Annotated in this window: 12 protein-coding genes; 1 reads left to right on the forward strand and 11 read right to left on the reverse strand. The window is 64.4% G+C overall.

The window, feature by feature from the left end:
• Positions 1–58 precede the first annotated feature (58 nt).
• The 5 genes from AC3WN8_RS22470 to AC3WN8_RS22490 form a co-directional block, all read right to left on the reverse strand.
• On the reverse strand, positions 59–463 hold the full coding sequence (locus AC3WN8_RS22470) for a hypothetical protein (RefSeq protein ID WP_492671724.1): 405 nt from the start codon (positions 461–463) through the stop codon (positions 59–61).
• A complete protein-coding gene (gene nth, locus AC3WN8_RS22475; protein ID WP_492671725.1) occupies positions 460–1,134 on the reverse strand; it encodes an endonuclease III in 675 nt (224 codons plus the stop codon). Before nth ends, AC3WN8_RS22470 begins: the two co-directional genes overlap by 4 nt.
• The gene (dapB, locus tag AC3WN8_RS22480) at positions 1,131–1,859 is read right to left on the reverse strand and encodes a 4-hydroxy-tetrahydrodipicolinate reductase (protein ID WP_492671726.1); all 729 of its coding nucleotides are present in this window, start codon (positions 1,857–1,859) and stop codon (positions 1,131–1,133) included. The genes nth and dapB overlap by 4 nt, the downstream gene beginning before the upstream one ends.
• Positions 1,860–2,008: 149 nt before the next feature.
• Positions 2,009–4,831, reverse strand: a complete 2,823-nt coding sequence (locus tag AC3WN8_RS22485; RefSeq protein ID WP_492671727.1) for a TonB-dependent receptor domain-containing protein — start codon at positions 4,829–4,831, stop codon at positions 2,009–2,011.
• Positions 4,832–5,359: 528 nt separating this feature from the next.
• Positions 5,360–8,278, reverse strand: a complete 2,919-nt coding sequence (locus tag AC3WN8_RS22490; protein ID WP_492671728.1) for a TonB-dependent receptor plug domain-containing protein — start codon at positions 8,276–8,278, stop codon at positions 5,360–5,362.
• Between the two features lie 390 nt (positions 8,279–8,668).
• Here AC3WN8_RS22490 and AC3WN8_RS22495 point away from each other — a divergent pair, with 390 nt between their 5' ends.
• Entirely contained in the window at positions 8,669–9,373 is a 705-nt protein-coding gene (locus AC3WN8_RS22495) for an NAD-dependent deacylase (protein ID WP_492671754.1), read from the forward strand.
• Between the two features lie 259 nt (positions 9,374–9,632).
• Here the strand turns inward: AC3WN8_RS22495 and era are convergent, their stop codons facing one another.
• The 6 genes from era to AC3WN8_RS22525 all read right to left on the reverse strand — a co-directional run bounded on the left by era (position 9,633) and on the right by AC3WN8_RS22525 (position 13,868).
• On the reverse strand, positions 9,633–10,538 hold the full coding sequence (era, locus tag AC3WN8_RS22500) for a GTPase Era (protein WP_492671729.1): 906 nt from the start codon (positions 10,536–10,538) through the stop codon (positions 9,633–9,635).
• Positions 10,539–10,604: 66 nt separating this feature from the next.
• On the reverse strand, positions 10,605–11,321 hold the full coding sequence (gene rnc / locus AC3WN8_RS22505) for a ribonuclease III (protein WP_492671730.1): 717 nt from the start codon (positions 11,319–11,321) through the stop codon (positions 10,605–10,607).
• Positions 11,270–12,091 carry a signal peptidase I gene (gene lepB, locus AC3WN8_RS22510; RefSeq protein WP_492671731.1) on the reverse strand — a complete coding sequence of 274 codons (822 nt, stop codon included), beginning with the start codon at positions 12,089–12,091 and terminating at the stop codon, positions 11,270–11,272. The genes rnc and lepB overlap by 52 nt, the downstream gene beginning before the upstream one ends.
• Before the next feature lie 45 nt (positions 12,092–12,136).
• The gene (locus AC3WN8_RS22515) at positions 12,137–12,262 is read right to left on the reverse strand and encodes a hypothetical protein (protein WP_492671732.1); all 126 of its coding nucleotides are present in this window, start codon (positions 12,260–12,262) and stop codon (positions 12,137–12,139) included.
• Positions 12,259–13,458, reverse strand: a complete 1,200-nt coding sequence (locus tag AC3WN8_RS22520) for an MFS transporter (protein ID WP_492671733.1) — start codon at positions 13,456–13,458, stop codon at positions 12,259–12,261. Before AC3WN8_RS22520 ends, AC3WN8_RS22515 begins: the two co-directional genes overlap by 4 nt.
• Positions 13,455–13,868: a MarR family winged helix-turn-helix transcriptional regulator gene (locus AC3WN8_RS22525; RefSeq protein WP_492671734.1), complete on the reverse strand. Its 414-nt coding sequence runs from the start codon at positions 13,866–13,868 to the stop codon at positions 13,455–13,457. The genes AC3WN8_RS22520 and AC3WN8_RS22525 overlap by 4 nt, the downstream gene beginning before the upstream one ends.
• Positions 13,869–13,925: the final 57 nt, after the last annotated feature.

Consider the following 13,925-nt stretch of genomic DNA (forward strand, 5'->3'; position numbering starts at 1 on the left):
CGCCAGGCGGCAAGCTTCGGGGCGCTTAGCAAAGCGCCGCGCGCTTGGCGAGAGATTTTCAGTTTCCGCGTTTGGTCTTGGCGAGCGTGACCGGCTGGAACTGGCCGAGACCGCAGCTTGGGCCCGAAACCGAGATCGGCGTACGGATCACGGTGATGATGTCGGTCGAGCAGAGCTGGTTGAGCGAGGTCTTGTACGAAAACCGCTCCTCGAAACCCAGCGAGCTGCAATCATAGGGCAGGGTGTTGCGATAGACCTTGCCGCCCGACATGTGGAAATCGATGGTCCTGTCGCCATGGACCCGCGTCTCGCGAATCTGGGTGATCGGGATGCAGCTCAGCGGTTTGCCGGCGGGGGTCGCGGTGGGGATCGCCTTCCTGTCCTTGCCGGCCTGGGCGGCTCCAGCGCCGAGCATGGCCGTGGCGGCGAAGGCGGCAGCGGCGAAGATGATTGAGCGCTTCACGACTCGTCCTTTCCTGCTCTCCCGCCCGCATGCGCCGGCGGAGGTGTCTTTGGCCTGAACGCACAAAGATCATGGACGATGCATCGCCAGCATTCGGGCTTCCTGGCCTTGCAGACATAGCGACCATGCAGGATCAGTAAGTGATGCGCCGGAAGTCTGAACGGCTGGGGCGTCACCTTTTCCAGCCCCTTTTCCACCGCGAGCACCGTCTTGCCGGGGGCCAGTCCGGTGCGGTTGCAGATCCGGAAGATATGCGTGTCGACGGCGAAAGTCTCGGCGCCGAACGCGGTGTTCATTACGACATTGGCGGTCTTGCGGCCGACGCCAGGCAGCCGTTCGAGCGCGTCGCGGTCGGCGGGCACTTCGCTACCATGCTCGGCGATCAGCATTTCCGACAGGGCGATGACGTTCTTCGCCTTGGCGTTGAACAGGCCGATCGTCTTGATGTGCTGTTTCAGCCCGGCCTCGCCGAGCGCGACCATCTCCTCGGGCGTGGTCACTTCATGGAACAGCCGGCGTGTCGCCTTGTTGACGCCGGCATCGGTGGCCTGCGCCGACAGCACGACCGCAACGAGCAGGGTATAGGTGTTGACGTATTCAAGCTCGGTCTCGGGCGAGGGGTTGTCCTCGTGCAGGCGCGAGAAGAACTCGAAGATATCGGCTTTCTTCACAGCCCGAGCACGTCCGCCATCCGGTATCGGCCGGCGGGCTTGCCCGCGAGCCAGAGCGCCGCGCGGACCGCGCCGCGCGCGAAGATCTCGCGACTCTCGGCGCGGTGGTTGAGTTCGATCCGCTCGCCCTCGCCCGCGAAGACGACAAAATGGTCGCCGGCGACCGATCCGCCGCGCAATGCCGCGAAGCCGATATGTCCTTCGGTGCGCGCACCGGTCATGCCGTCGCGGCCGCGATCGCTGTGGCTGGTCAGATCGATGCCGCGCCCGTCGGCAGCAGCCTGACCGAGCAGCAATGCCGTACCCGATGGCGCATCGACCTTGTGGCGATGGTGCATCTCGGCGATCTCGATGTCCCAATCGGAGCCCAGCCGTTCGGCCGCCTGGCGGACCAGAGCGGCGAGCAGGGTGACGCCGAGCGAGGTATTGCCGGTCTGAAGGACGGCAACATGGCGCGCGGCGTCGTCGACGGTCTGATGATCGTCGGGGCCGAGTCCGGTGGTGCCGATCACGATCGGCACGCCTGCCGCGACCGCCGCACCGACATTGCCGACCAGCGCCTTGGGCACCGAGAAATCGACGAGCACGTCGCTGGCCCGGGCCAATGCCATGACGTCACCGCCGGCATCGATACCGCCCGCGAGCGTCGCACCGGCATCCGCCACGGCGTCGGCGATCGCCTTGCCCATCCGCCCCGCGCTTCCGATGATTCCGATCCGTGTCATGTCCAGTCCCGTGTGCCTCATATGTGCGTCGGATGCTTCATGGGCGACATCGCTGCCATCCGCAACCGGACACAAAAAAGGCGGCAGCCGAAGCCGCCGCCGGGGAATGGACCCGCCGCCCATGGGGGCAGACGGCGGGACACAGTGCTTTAGAAGGCGACGCGGACGCCGCCGATGAACTGACGTCCGACCACGTCGTACAGATGCCGCGCGGTCGCCCAGTCGTAACCGGTGATCGGCGGATCGGTGTTGAGCAGGTTCAGGATCGAGCCGAAGAGCGCGATCTTGCTGTCGCTGCCCGTGGGCCGGAACAAGGTCACTTCACCCGACAGGTCGAAATAGAGACGACCGTTCGCATGAAGCTTGTCGGTGATCTGCGCCGGATAGGGCTTGGTCGCCACGGGCTTGTCGCGGGTGACGATGCCGCCGCCGATATAACGGCCGGTCAGGTTCACGTTGAACTGATCGGTGCTGTAGCCCGCGGTGCCGGTGACGCGCAGATGCGGCGAGCCGTTGATGCCGTCGATGAAGACCTGCGAGAGGGCGCCCGCCATCTCGGTCTTCACGCCGCCGTCGCCGATCAAGGTCAGCTTGTTGACGTAGTTGGCCAGCACGCGCAGATCGACATTGCCGTTCCAGAAGCTGGTCCGGTAACGCGCCTCGACATCGAGGCCTTCGGTCTTGATCGACTGGAAGTTGACCGGCGCAAGCTTCACGCCGGAGATGCGGCCGCCGCCCGCGTCGCGCGTGATGAGCAGACACGCACCGGCATCGGCCTGATCGTTGCAACGCGTGATGATCTGCTGCGCGCTGAGCGCCGCGACCGCACCCTCGATGCTGATATTATAATAGTCTAGTGAGATCTGGAGGTTGCGTGCCGGCGACAGCACGAGGCCGCCGGTGAAGGTGTTCGCGATCTCCGGCTTCAGGAACGGGTTGCCCGACGAGGTGCCCGACACCGAATAATTCTCTCCGCGTGCCGAATCGGTGATCGGATAGATCAGCGTCTGGCCCTTGGCGAACAGTTCCTGGAGGTTGGGCGCGCGAATGTCGCGCGACCGCGTCGCGCGAAGGCGGACGACATCGTTGACGGTGTAGTTGGCGCCGATCTTCCAGGTTTCGACCTGTCCCGACGTCTTGTAGTCGGTGATGCGGCCGGCGAGATTCAGGTCGAAATTCTTCGCCCAGGGCTGGTCGCTGAAGATCGGGATCAGGATTTCGCCGAAGGCTTCCTTGACTTCCTCGGTGCCGGCGAAGGGAATGGTGTTGCCGACGCGGTACACCGTTGCGCCGCCCGGCCGGCTCGCCGAAAGCTCATCGGAGAGCACGTTCACTTGGAACTTGCGCCAGTGGACGCCCGCCGCGATGGCGACCGCACCGGCCGGCAGCGAGAAGGGCTCGCCGCGGATGATCACGTCCGCGGTCTGCTGCTTCATGTGCCAGTCGCGGATCGAGCTGCCGGTGACATAGTCGATCGCGGCGGCCTGTTGTCCCGGCGCGATCACGCCGAACAGGTTGAGCGGAACGCAGCCATTGGTGGGGTTGGTCAGTGTCGAGCGGCAGATGGGATCGACCACGCCCGGCGTGCGCGGATCGTCGACCGCGTCGAGCGCTCTCTGCCAGTTGGCGGTATGCCGGGCGCCGGCAAAGTCGGTATAGTCGCGGCCCTTGCCATAGGCATAGGCCACGTCATAGCTCCACGATCCACCGATATTGCCGCGTAGGCCGATGATTCCCTGCCAGTTATACGTGTCCTTGTTGATATAGCCGCGCGCATAGTCGTTGAGGGCCCGGCCCATGACGAAGCTGGTGATCGTCGGATTGGCGGTCAGGATCGAGCGCACCGAAGCCGGGATGAAGACATTGTCGGCCTGGATGGTGATCTGGTCGTTGCCGGTGATCGACGCGCCCCTGTTCACCTTGGAATTCGCATAGCTGCCGGTGGCATAGAGAGTGGCTGCCGGCGAGAACTCGAATTCCGCCGATCCGAATGCCGACCAGCGCTTATAGGGCTGCTTCAGCACCGCATCGCAGATGCCGCAGACGCCGTCGCCGCCGCGATGCGAGTTGGTGGTCTGCAGATCGCCATAGTTGAACGCGGAGGTCTGGCCACCCCCCAGGAACTGGATGCCGCGCAGCAGCGCGGTGCCGTTGGTGCCTGTCGCGCTGTTGATCAGACCGCCATAGGATGTGTTCGAACTGCGCGGCTGGTTGACGAGTATGAAGGTCGGCTCGCCATTTGTCGTGGTGCTCGCCGGATTGGCAATGACGGCATAGTCGCCCCATTCGCGGCCGGCATAGTTGGGAATGCCCTTGCTCTCGGCGATTTCGCCGCCGATGATGATATGGCCGCGACCGTCGCCGAAGCGGGTGCCCGCGGCGAAGCTGCCGAGATAGCTCTTATTGTCGCCATAGTCGCTGACGCCGTACTGGACGCTGCCGCGCACGCCCTGCAGCTTGTGGTCGATCTTGAAGTTGACGACGCCCGCGACCGCGTCGGAACCGTAAGCGGCCGATGCACCGCCGGTCACGACTTCGGCACCGGCGATCACCGATTGCGGGATATTGTTGATGTTGACCACGCCTTCGGGCGAGGATGGTGTCGGGCGCTTGCCATCGACCAGCGTCAATGTGCGCAGATAGGTCAGGCCACGCAGATCGAGATAGTTGCCGCCCGACAGCTTCGACAGGTTGGTCGTCGCTTCCGGCGTGACGCTCGCTTTCAGCGCGGGCAGCTGGTTGAGCGCATCGGCGATGTTGGGGGCGCCGACGCGTTCGAAGTCGGCGGTGCTGACGACGGTGACCGGGGTCGGTGTATCGAAGCCGGTACGCGCGATCTGCGAACCGGTGACGATGATGTCCTCACCCGTTTCGACTTCGGCTGCGGTGGCCTGTTGCGCATGGGCCTGACCGGCGACGGAGAGCGCGGCACCGGCCGCGAGCAGGAGCAGCGAGCGCGACGCCCGGTGCATCTGGAAATCCCCCGCGAGTGCCGTCCCCGCCATCATTGCCCCGGCAATGCGACGATGCCTTTCGGTCGTTGAGATAGTGTTCGGCATTATTGTTCCCCCTGTGTATCGCGGATTTGCGGAAAAAGCCTCCTCCGCCTGCACGCCCCTGTTCGCGGTCAGGCAAATTTTCGATTCTGATAATTTTTTCTCAATTAGAAGAATGGGCGTCAAGTGCTAAACGCGCAGCCGTGCCGGATAATGCGGCTTCGCGAGCTGTCTTTCCCGATCCAGTCTACGATTTTGAGGCAGTCCGACGAATCCGGCGTGGCTCGATCGGAAAAAGGGGCGGATCGTTCCCACGAGCACCGAAAGCGGGGAATAGGGCGATCCGAGGCGCTGCGTCGCCAGTTTTTTCAAAGATCGAAAACATCGCTCGGGCAACACGCGCGATATCGCGATCGCCGGACAAAAAAAGGCGGCAACCGAGGTTGCCGCCTAGCATGGTCCGCCGCCTCAAGGGAGCGGCGGCGGACTATCGGGTCCTGGAATTTAGAAGTTGAAGCGGACGCCGCCGGTGAACTGCCGGCCGATCACGTCGTAGAGGTGACGTGCGGTCGCCCAGTCATAGCCCATAATTGGCGGATCGGTGTTCAGCACGTTCAGGATCGAACCGAACAACGCGACTTTGCTGTCGCTGCCGATCGGCCTGAACAAGGTCACTTCCGCCGAGAGGTCGAGGTAGAGACGGCCCTTGGCATAGAGCTTGTCGAGCAACGGCGTCAAAGGCGGCTTGGTGGAGTCGGACTGGTCGCGGGTGATGATGCCGCCACCCACCCAACGCCCGGTCAGGGCGGTGGTGAACCGTTCGGTGCTGTAGCTCGCCGTGCCCGTGATGCGGACATGCGGAGAGCCGTTGACGCCGTCGATGAAGTCCTGCGACAGCGCGCCCGCCTGCTCGAATGCCGCGCCGCCATCGCCGACCAGCGTCAGCTTGTCGATATAGTTGGCGAGCAACCGCAGATCGAGATCGCCGTTCCACAGGCTGGTCCGGTACCGCGCCTCGATATCGAGGCCCGAGGTCTTGATCGACTGGAAGTTGACCGGCGCCAGGGTGACGCCGCTGATGCGGCCGGGCAGGCCGCCCGAAGCGGCCTCACGCGTGATGAGCAGGCACGCACCGGCATCGCCGCCATTGCAACGGGTGATGATCTGCTGGGCGCTCAGCGCGGCGACGGCACCGCCGATCTTGATATTATAATAATCGAGCGAGACCTGCAGGTTGCGCGCCGGCGACAGGACGAGGCCGCCGGTGAAGGTGTTCGCGATCTCCGGTACGAGGAAGCGGTTGCCCGACGACGTACCCGATATCGTATAGTTTTCGCTGCGCGCCGAATCTGTGATCGGATAGATCAGCGTCTGGCCCTTGGCGAACAACTCCTGCAGGTTGGGTGCGCGGATGTCGCGCGAGCGCGTGGCGCGCAGACGGACGACATCGTTGATCGTGTAGTTGAGGCCAGCCTTCCAGGTCTCGACCTGTCCCGACGTCTGATAATCGGTGATACGGCCGGCGAGGTCGAGTTCGAGGCTCTTCGCCCAAGGCTGATCGCGGAAAATCGGGATCAGGACTTCGCCAAAGGCTTCCTTGACTTCCTGTGCGCCCTTGAAGGGGATCGTGTTGCCGACGCGGAACACCGTCGCGCCGCCGGGACGGCTGGCCGAGAGCGGATCGGAGCGAACGTCGACCTCGAACTTGCGCCAGTGGACGCCGGCCGCCAGACCGACATCGCCGGCCGGCAGCGAGAACGGCGTGCCGCGGATGATCAGGTCCGCGGTCTGCTGCTTCATGTGCCAGTCGCGGATCGAATCGCCGGTGATGTAATCGATGGCCGCAGCCTGCTGACCCGGCGCGATCACGCCGAACAGGTTGAGCGGAACGCATCCATTGGTGGGGTTGGTTAATGTCGAGCGGCAGATCGGATCGACAACGCCCGCCGTGCGCGGATCGTCGATCGCGTCGAGAGCATTGCGCCAGTTCGCGGTGATGCGTGCACCGGCGAAGTTGGTGTAGTCGCGCGCCTTGCCATAGGCGTAGGACGCATCATAGCTCCAGCCGCCGCCGATATTGCCGCGCAGGCCGATGATGCCCTGCCAGTTGGTCGCCTTCTTGTTGATATAGCCGCGCGCATAATCGTTGAGAGCGCGACCCATGGTGAAGCTGGTGATCGTCGGATTGGCGGTCAGGATCGAGCGCACCGAAGCCGGGATGAAGACATTGTCGGCCTGGATGGTGATCTGGTCGTTGCCGGTGATCGACGGGGCATTCTTCACATCGGAACGTGCATAGCTGCCCGTGGCATAGAGAGTCGCGGCTTCCGAGAATTCGAATTCGCCGGACGCGATCGCCGACCAGCGCTTATAGGGTTGCTTCAACACCGCGTCGCAGATGCCGCAGACGCCGTCGCCGCCCTGGTGCGAGAAGGCGGTTTGATTCGTGCCGTAATTGAACATCGACGTCGAGCCGCCGGCGCCGAACTGGATGCCGCGCAGCAATGCGGTGCCGTTGGTGCCCGTCGCGCTGTTGATCAGGCCGCCATAGGAGGCGGTCGAATCGCGCGGCTGGTTGACGAGGATATAGGTCGGTTCGCCGTTGGTCGGCGTGCTCGCCGGATTGTCGATGACGCCATAGTCGCCCCAGCCGCGGCCCGCATAGTTCGGGATGCCCTTGCTGCCGGCCATTTCGCCGCCGACGATGATGTGGCCGCGACCGTCGGCGAAGCGGGTGCCCGCAGCGAGGCTGACGAGATAGCCCTTATTGTCGCCATAGTCGCTGATGCCGTATTGCGCGCTACCGCGCACGCCCTGCAGCTTGTGGTCGATCTTGAAATTGACGACGCCCGCGACTGCGTCCGAACCATAAGCGGCCGATGCGCCACCGGTCACGACTTCGGCGCCGGAGATCACCGATTGCGGGATGGTGTTGATATTGACGACACCTTCGGGCGACGAGGGCGTCGGGCGCTTGCCGTCGAGCAGCGTCAATGTGCGCAGATAGGTCAGGCCGCGCAGATCGAGATAATTGGCGCCCGACAGCTTCGACAGATTGGTTGTCGCTTCGGGCGTGACGCTCGCTTTCAGCGCGGGCAATTGGTTGAGCGCATCGGCGATATTGGGGGCGCCGACGCGTTCGAAGTCGGCGGTGCTGACGACGGTGACGGGGGTCGGCGTGTCGAAGCCGGTGCGTGCGATCTGCGAACCGGTGACGATGATGTCTTCACCCTGTTCCACCTCGGCTTCGGCAGCCTGCTGCGCATGCGCCTGGCCGGCGACGGAGAGCGCGGCGCCGGCCGCGAGCAGCAGCAGCGAGCGGGAGAATCCGCGCGTGCCGAATTCTCCCGCCAGCGCGGTTCCCGCCAACATGTCTTCGGCAGTCCGGCGGCGCCTTGCGGCCATTGTGATGATATTCGCCATTGGTGATCCCCCCTTTTTGGCAGATGCGCAAATACTTCCCTGGCCCGCGGTTCTTGTCGCCGGGTCAGGAAATTTTCGTTTCCGATAACTTTTTTCCCAATTTGAACAATGAACGTCAAGCGCAAACATGTAACAGCGCCTAATATTCAAGAATTGTTCATTTTTTTCTTAACGCGAGCGACGTTTTCGGGCCGATCCGACGGGTTGATCCTTATCCTGATCGGGTTTGTCGAGTCTCTTGAAGAAAAAAGTGGGGAGGATCGGAGCGGTCAGGCCGACCCCATATTCTCCGAGCGGCGGTGCTTTTTCAAAGATCGAAACATTGTGCGTGGTGTTCCGCGGGGGGCGGGGGCCCTTTCCGGGCATCTGTCGATCGGCTATCGCGACACGGTGTCGGCCCTTCAGAATATCGTCGTCCTTACTGGCGCGGGCATTTCCGCGGAGAGCGGTCTCGCCACCTTTCGTGGCCCCGATGGCCTGTGGGAAGGACACCGGGTCGAGGATGTCTGTACGCCAGAGGCGCTCGCACGCGATCCCGGGACGGTGCATCGCTTCTACGACGCGCGCCGCGCCGCGCTGGCCACGGTCATACCCAATGCCGCGCATGAGGCGCTGGCGCGGCTCGACGCCGAATGGCCGGGCGAATTGCTGATCGTCACGCAGAATGTCGACGATCTGCACGAACGCGCCGGCGCCCGGCGATTGCTGCACATGCATGGCGAACTTCTCTCCGCACTCTGCGCCGCCTGTGGACGCGCCGAGCACTGGGACGGGCCGATGGGCGAGGGGCAGAAATGCGGCGGTTGCGGTGTGCCCGCACTCAGGCCCGACATCGTGTTCTTCGGGGAGATGCCGTACGAAATGGAGCGGATCGAGCGTGCGTTGTCGGGCGCGGACCTGTTCGTGTCGATCGGCACCTCGGGCGCGGTCTATCCCGCCGCCGGCTTCGTTCAGACCGCGCGGCATTACGGCGCCCGTACGCTCGAACTCAACCTCGATCCCTCGGCGGGCAGCTTCCTGTTCGAGGAGTCGCGGCAGGGGCCGGCAAGTCTGCTGGTTCCCCAATGGGTCGAGGACCTGCTTGCCGCGCGCTGAGCCGGATCGGATGTCCGGGCGGTGATGACGTCATGATGGCGCAGCGCCGGCCCACCGATTCATGGGGCTTGCATTTCCTTAGGAAAGGGGAAATTATCCTCCAAAATAGTCTGGGGACGAGGATAGATGCGCTCATTGTTGCGCCGGCAAGGCGATTGCATTCTGATTGGAACCTTCGCGGCCATAGCCTGGGTCGCGTTGATCGGGACGATCGTCCTCAAATTCTGACCGGCTGAAAATTCCGAGCCGCTGACGGGCGTCAGTCGACCCAGTCGAGGCCGATATCGCGGTAGACGCCGCGATCCTCTTCCCAGTCGGGCTTCACTTTGACGTGCAGATACAGATGGACGCGCACGCCCAGCAGCGTTGCCAGTTCGGCGCGGGCGCGGCTGCCGATCTCCTTCAATCGCTGACCGCCTTTGCCGAGTATGATGGCGCGCTGGCTCGTGCGCCCGACCAGGATCTGCTGATGGATCTCGACCGATCCGTCCTTGCGTTCCTCGTATTTCTCGGTCTCGACCACGCAGGCATAGGGAAGTTCGGCGTGGAGCTGGAGATAGAGCTGCTCGCGCGTCACTTCGGCGGCGAGCATCCGGTCGGTCGCATCGGACACCTGATCTTCCGGGAAATGCCAGGGCCCTTCGGGCATTGCAGCGCCCAGCGCCGCCTTGAGATCGGCGAGCCCGTCGCCGGTCGTCGCGCTGATCATGAAGATCTCGTCGAAGCCGAGTTGCGCGTTCAGCCGCTCGGCATGGACGAGCAGCCGCGCCTTGTCGGCGATATCGACCTTGTTGAGGATCAGGATCTTCCGTTCAGACCGACCCTTGAGAACCTCGACGATGCTGGAGACCTTGGGGCCGAGCCCGGCCTTCGAATCGACGACCAGCGCGATCAGGTCCGCATCCTGCGCGCCGCCCCAGGCGGCGGCGACCATCGCGCGGTCCAGCCGTCGTCTCGGCTCGAAGATACCGGGGGTATCGACCAGCATGACCTGGCTTTGCCCCTCGATCGCGACGCCCATCAGCCGCGTGCGCGTGGTCTGCGCCTTGGGGCTGACGATCGCGACCTTCTGTCCGACCAGTGCGTTGACCAGCGTCGACTTGCCCGCATTGGGGGCGCCGACCACGGCGACGAGGCCGCAGCGTTGTTGATTGATGTCGTTCACTCGCCCGCCTTTGCGCGAAATGGTGCGCGAGGCAAGGAAGGCGTGGAAATCAGGTCCGGCGCGCCGTCAGTTCAGTTGCGCCAACAGCGCCTTTGCGGCTGCGGTCTCCGCTTCCTGTTTCGACGCACCTGTCGCGCTGGCTTCGGCGAGCTTGCCGATCGAAACGGTGACGGTGAACACCGGTGCATGATGCGGACCGGAGCGGTCGGTGACGGTATAGATCGGTGGTCGCCGGTTGTGCGCCGCCGCCCATTCCTGCAGCGCGGATTTGGGATGGCGCGGCGCGCTGGTCTGGGTGTCGATCAGGTCGGCCCAGGCGCGACGGATAAAGGCGCGCGGTGCGTCGAGCCCGTTTTCCAGCCACAGCGCGCCGATCAGCGCCTCGACCATGTCGCCCAGGACGTTGTCGCTCTGCGCGGCGCCGTCGTCGCGCGCCTGCTTGCCCAGCCGCATATAGGGCACCAGGCCGATCCGGCGTGCGACCTCCGCACAGGTCTCTCCGGCCACGAGGGCGTTGAAGCGCGGCGAAAGCTTGCCTTCGGGTTCGTCGGGGAAACGCTCGAACAGCCAGTCGGCCATGACGAGGCCGAGCACGCGATCGCCGAGGAATTCCAGGCGTTCGTAATTGGTGGTGCTCTGGCTGCCATGCGTCACCGCGCGCGTGAACAGCGCCGGATCGGCCGGTCGGTGGCCCAGCGTGTTTTCGATCCACTCCGAAAGGTCGGGCGTGCTCAGAAGCGTTCCCCGATTCGCTCCCAGCGTGCCGCGGTGAACCAGGTCCATGGCATCAGCCAGGACGCGGAACCATCGGTGGAGAACACGCTGATCCAGGCGCGGCCGACGAGATTTTCCTCAGGCACCATGCCGATCGCTTCGCCGTCGCGTGCCGGAAAGCGGCTGTCGGCGCTATGGTCGCGATTGTCGCCCATCAGGAACAACATGCCCTGGGGCACAGTATAGACCTCGGTGTCGTCGCCCGCCGTACCCTGTGCCGTGTCGAGCACCTCATAGCTCTTTCCGTTGGGCAGGGTCTCGCGATAGCGGGTGTAGCGGCACTGGCGGCCGCCCGGCAGGACCTCGATCGATTTCTCGGTCAGGCATTTATTGTACGGTTTTTCCGGCAGGACGAAATCGGCGATCTTGTCGCGCGGTACCGGCGTGCCGTTGAGGATGACCTGGCCGTCGCGGACCTGGATCATGTCGCCGGGCAGGCCGATGACGCGCTTGATATAGTCCTGGCGCTGGGTCGGCGGCGCCTTGAACACCACGACGTCGCCACGCTCGGGCGTGCTGGCGAACACGCGGCCGGGGATCAACGGCAGGCTGAACGGCAGCGAATAGCGCGAATAGCCGTAACTCCATTTGGAGACGAGCAGATAGTCGCCGACCAGCAGGCGCGGCATCATCGATTCGGAGGGGATATTGAACGGTGCTGCGAAGAAGCTGCGGAACAGGAAGACGAAGATCCCCAGCTTGAGCAGGAAGATCATGAAATCGGCGGTTTCCGACCGCTTCTTCTTGCGCGGCTTGGTTGCGGAGGTCTGGTCGGTCATATCCGTGCTTTGCGGCGCGCCCGCGAACGCGTCAAGCGACGCCCTCTACAGACAGTAGGCGATGGCGCCCTGCAGCCAGATCATCACGCCCTGACTGCGCCACAACAGCCAGCCCGTCACGATCAATGGCGCGGCGATCGCGACCGTCACCAGCGAGGCTCGCCGCGTCATGCCGGCACCGCCCGACGCACCAGCGGTGCGTCGCGGATCGGCAGGTGGACGATCGCGGCCATCGCCGCCAGCGCGATCGAGGCGATCCAGGCCGCGTCATAGGATCCCATCCGGTCGAACATATAACCCGCCGCCCAGGCGCCGAAGAAGCTGCCGACCTGATGTGAGAGAAAAACGATGCCGCCGAGCATCGACAAATGCCGCACGCCGAAGATCTGGCTGACCAATCCGTTGGTGAGCGGCACGGTGCCGAGCCAGAGGAAGCCCATCGCCGCGGCAAAGGCGAGCGCGGTGACATTGGTGAGCGGCAGCGCGAGGAACAGCACGAACACGAGGCCACGCGCCGCATAAAGGCCGGCGAGCAGATAATGTTTGGGGTAGCGATCGCCCGACATGCCGAAGGCATAGGATCCGAAGATATTGAACAGGCCGACAAGTGCGAGCGCGGTTGCGCCGATCGCCGGCGGAATCTGCTTGTCCGCCAGATAGGCCGGGAAATGCGTCGCGATGAACGCGATATGGAATCCGCAGACGAAAAAGCCCGCATTGAGCAGCCAGAAGCTGCGCACGCCCGACGCCTCGCGCAGCGCCTCGCCGACGCTTTGTGCCGGGCCGTCCGCGTCCAGCGCCGGCGGCTTGCCCGCGACACCGATCGCAAGCACCGCGGCCATCCCGATCAGTCCGGCGAGCGCGATGAACGCCATATGATAGCCCAGCTCGCCGAGCAGCAGCTGCGCGCCCGGTACGACCAGGAACTGGCCGACCGAACCGCCCGCCGTGACGATGCCGAATGCCATCGTCCGCCGTTCGGGCGGAACGACGCGGCCGACCGCGCCGAGCATCACGGTAAAGGTGACGCCGGTCATGGCGAGGCCGACCATGAAACCCAGGGTCAGATGGATGCCGAGCGCATTGGTCGCGAACGATGCGCCGACCAGCCCGGCGACATAGAGCAGGGCGCCCGCCAGTGTGACGCGGCCGGCGCCATGCTTGTCGGCGATCGCGCCGACTATGGGCTGGGCAAGGCCGAGCATCAGATTCTGGATCGCCAGCGCCAGCCCGAAATCGGAGCGACCAATATCGAGCGCCGGCCCCATTTGCGGCAGGAACAGGCCGAAGGACTGGCGCACGCCCATCGCCAGCGTGACCACGGCGGCGGCGCAGATCACGACCGTCCAGGGAGAACGGGTCTTCATGGCCGGATCTCCTCGATGCGGTCGAGCAGCGCGAACAATGCGACGCGATCGGAGCCGAGCACCGCGTCGACACGATGCTCGGCGGCTTCCCATGCCGGCAGGCAGCGTGCGATCGCGTCCTTGCCCGCCGGCGCGATCTCGACGATCCGCGAGCGCTGGTCGCCGCCCTCCGCGAAACGGACCAGCCCCTGGTCGCGCAGCGCGCCGACCGTGCGGCTGATCGTCGTCCGGTCGTGTCCGGTCCGCTCGGCAAAGGCGGTCAGCGAACATGGGCCCGATCGGTCGAGCATGCGAAGCAGCGAGAATTGCGGCGTCGAGAGGCCGGATCCCTCCAGTGCGGCGTCGTAGAAGGCGGTCACGGCCCGCGCCGATCGGCGGAGCTTGGTACAGGCGCAAACGGTGGAAAGCATGATTCGTGCATATACACGTGTTGCGTATGCGATCAATGGCGTTTCCAGAAACCCGCA

Source organism: Sphingobium sp. FW305-3-2-15-F-TSA7, assembly GCF_058787155.1.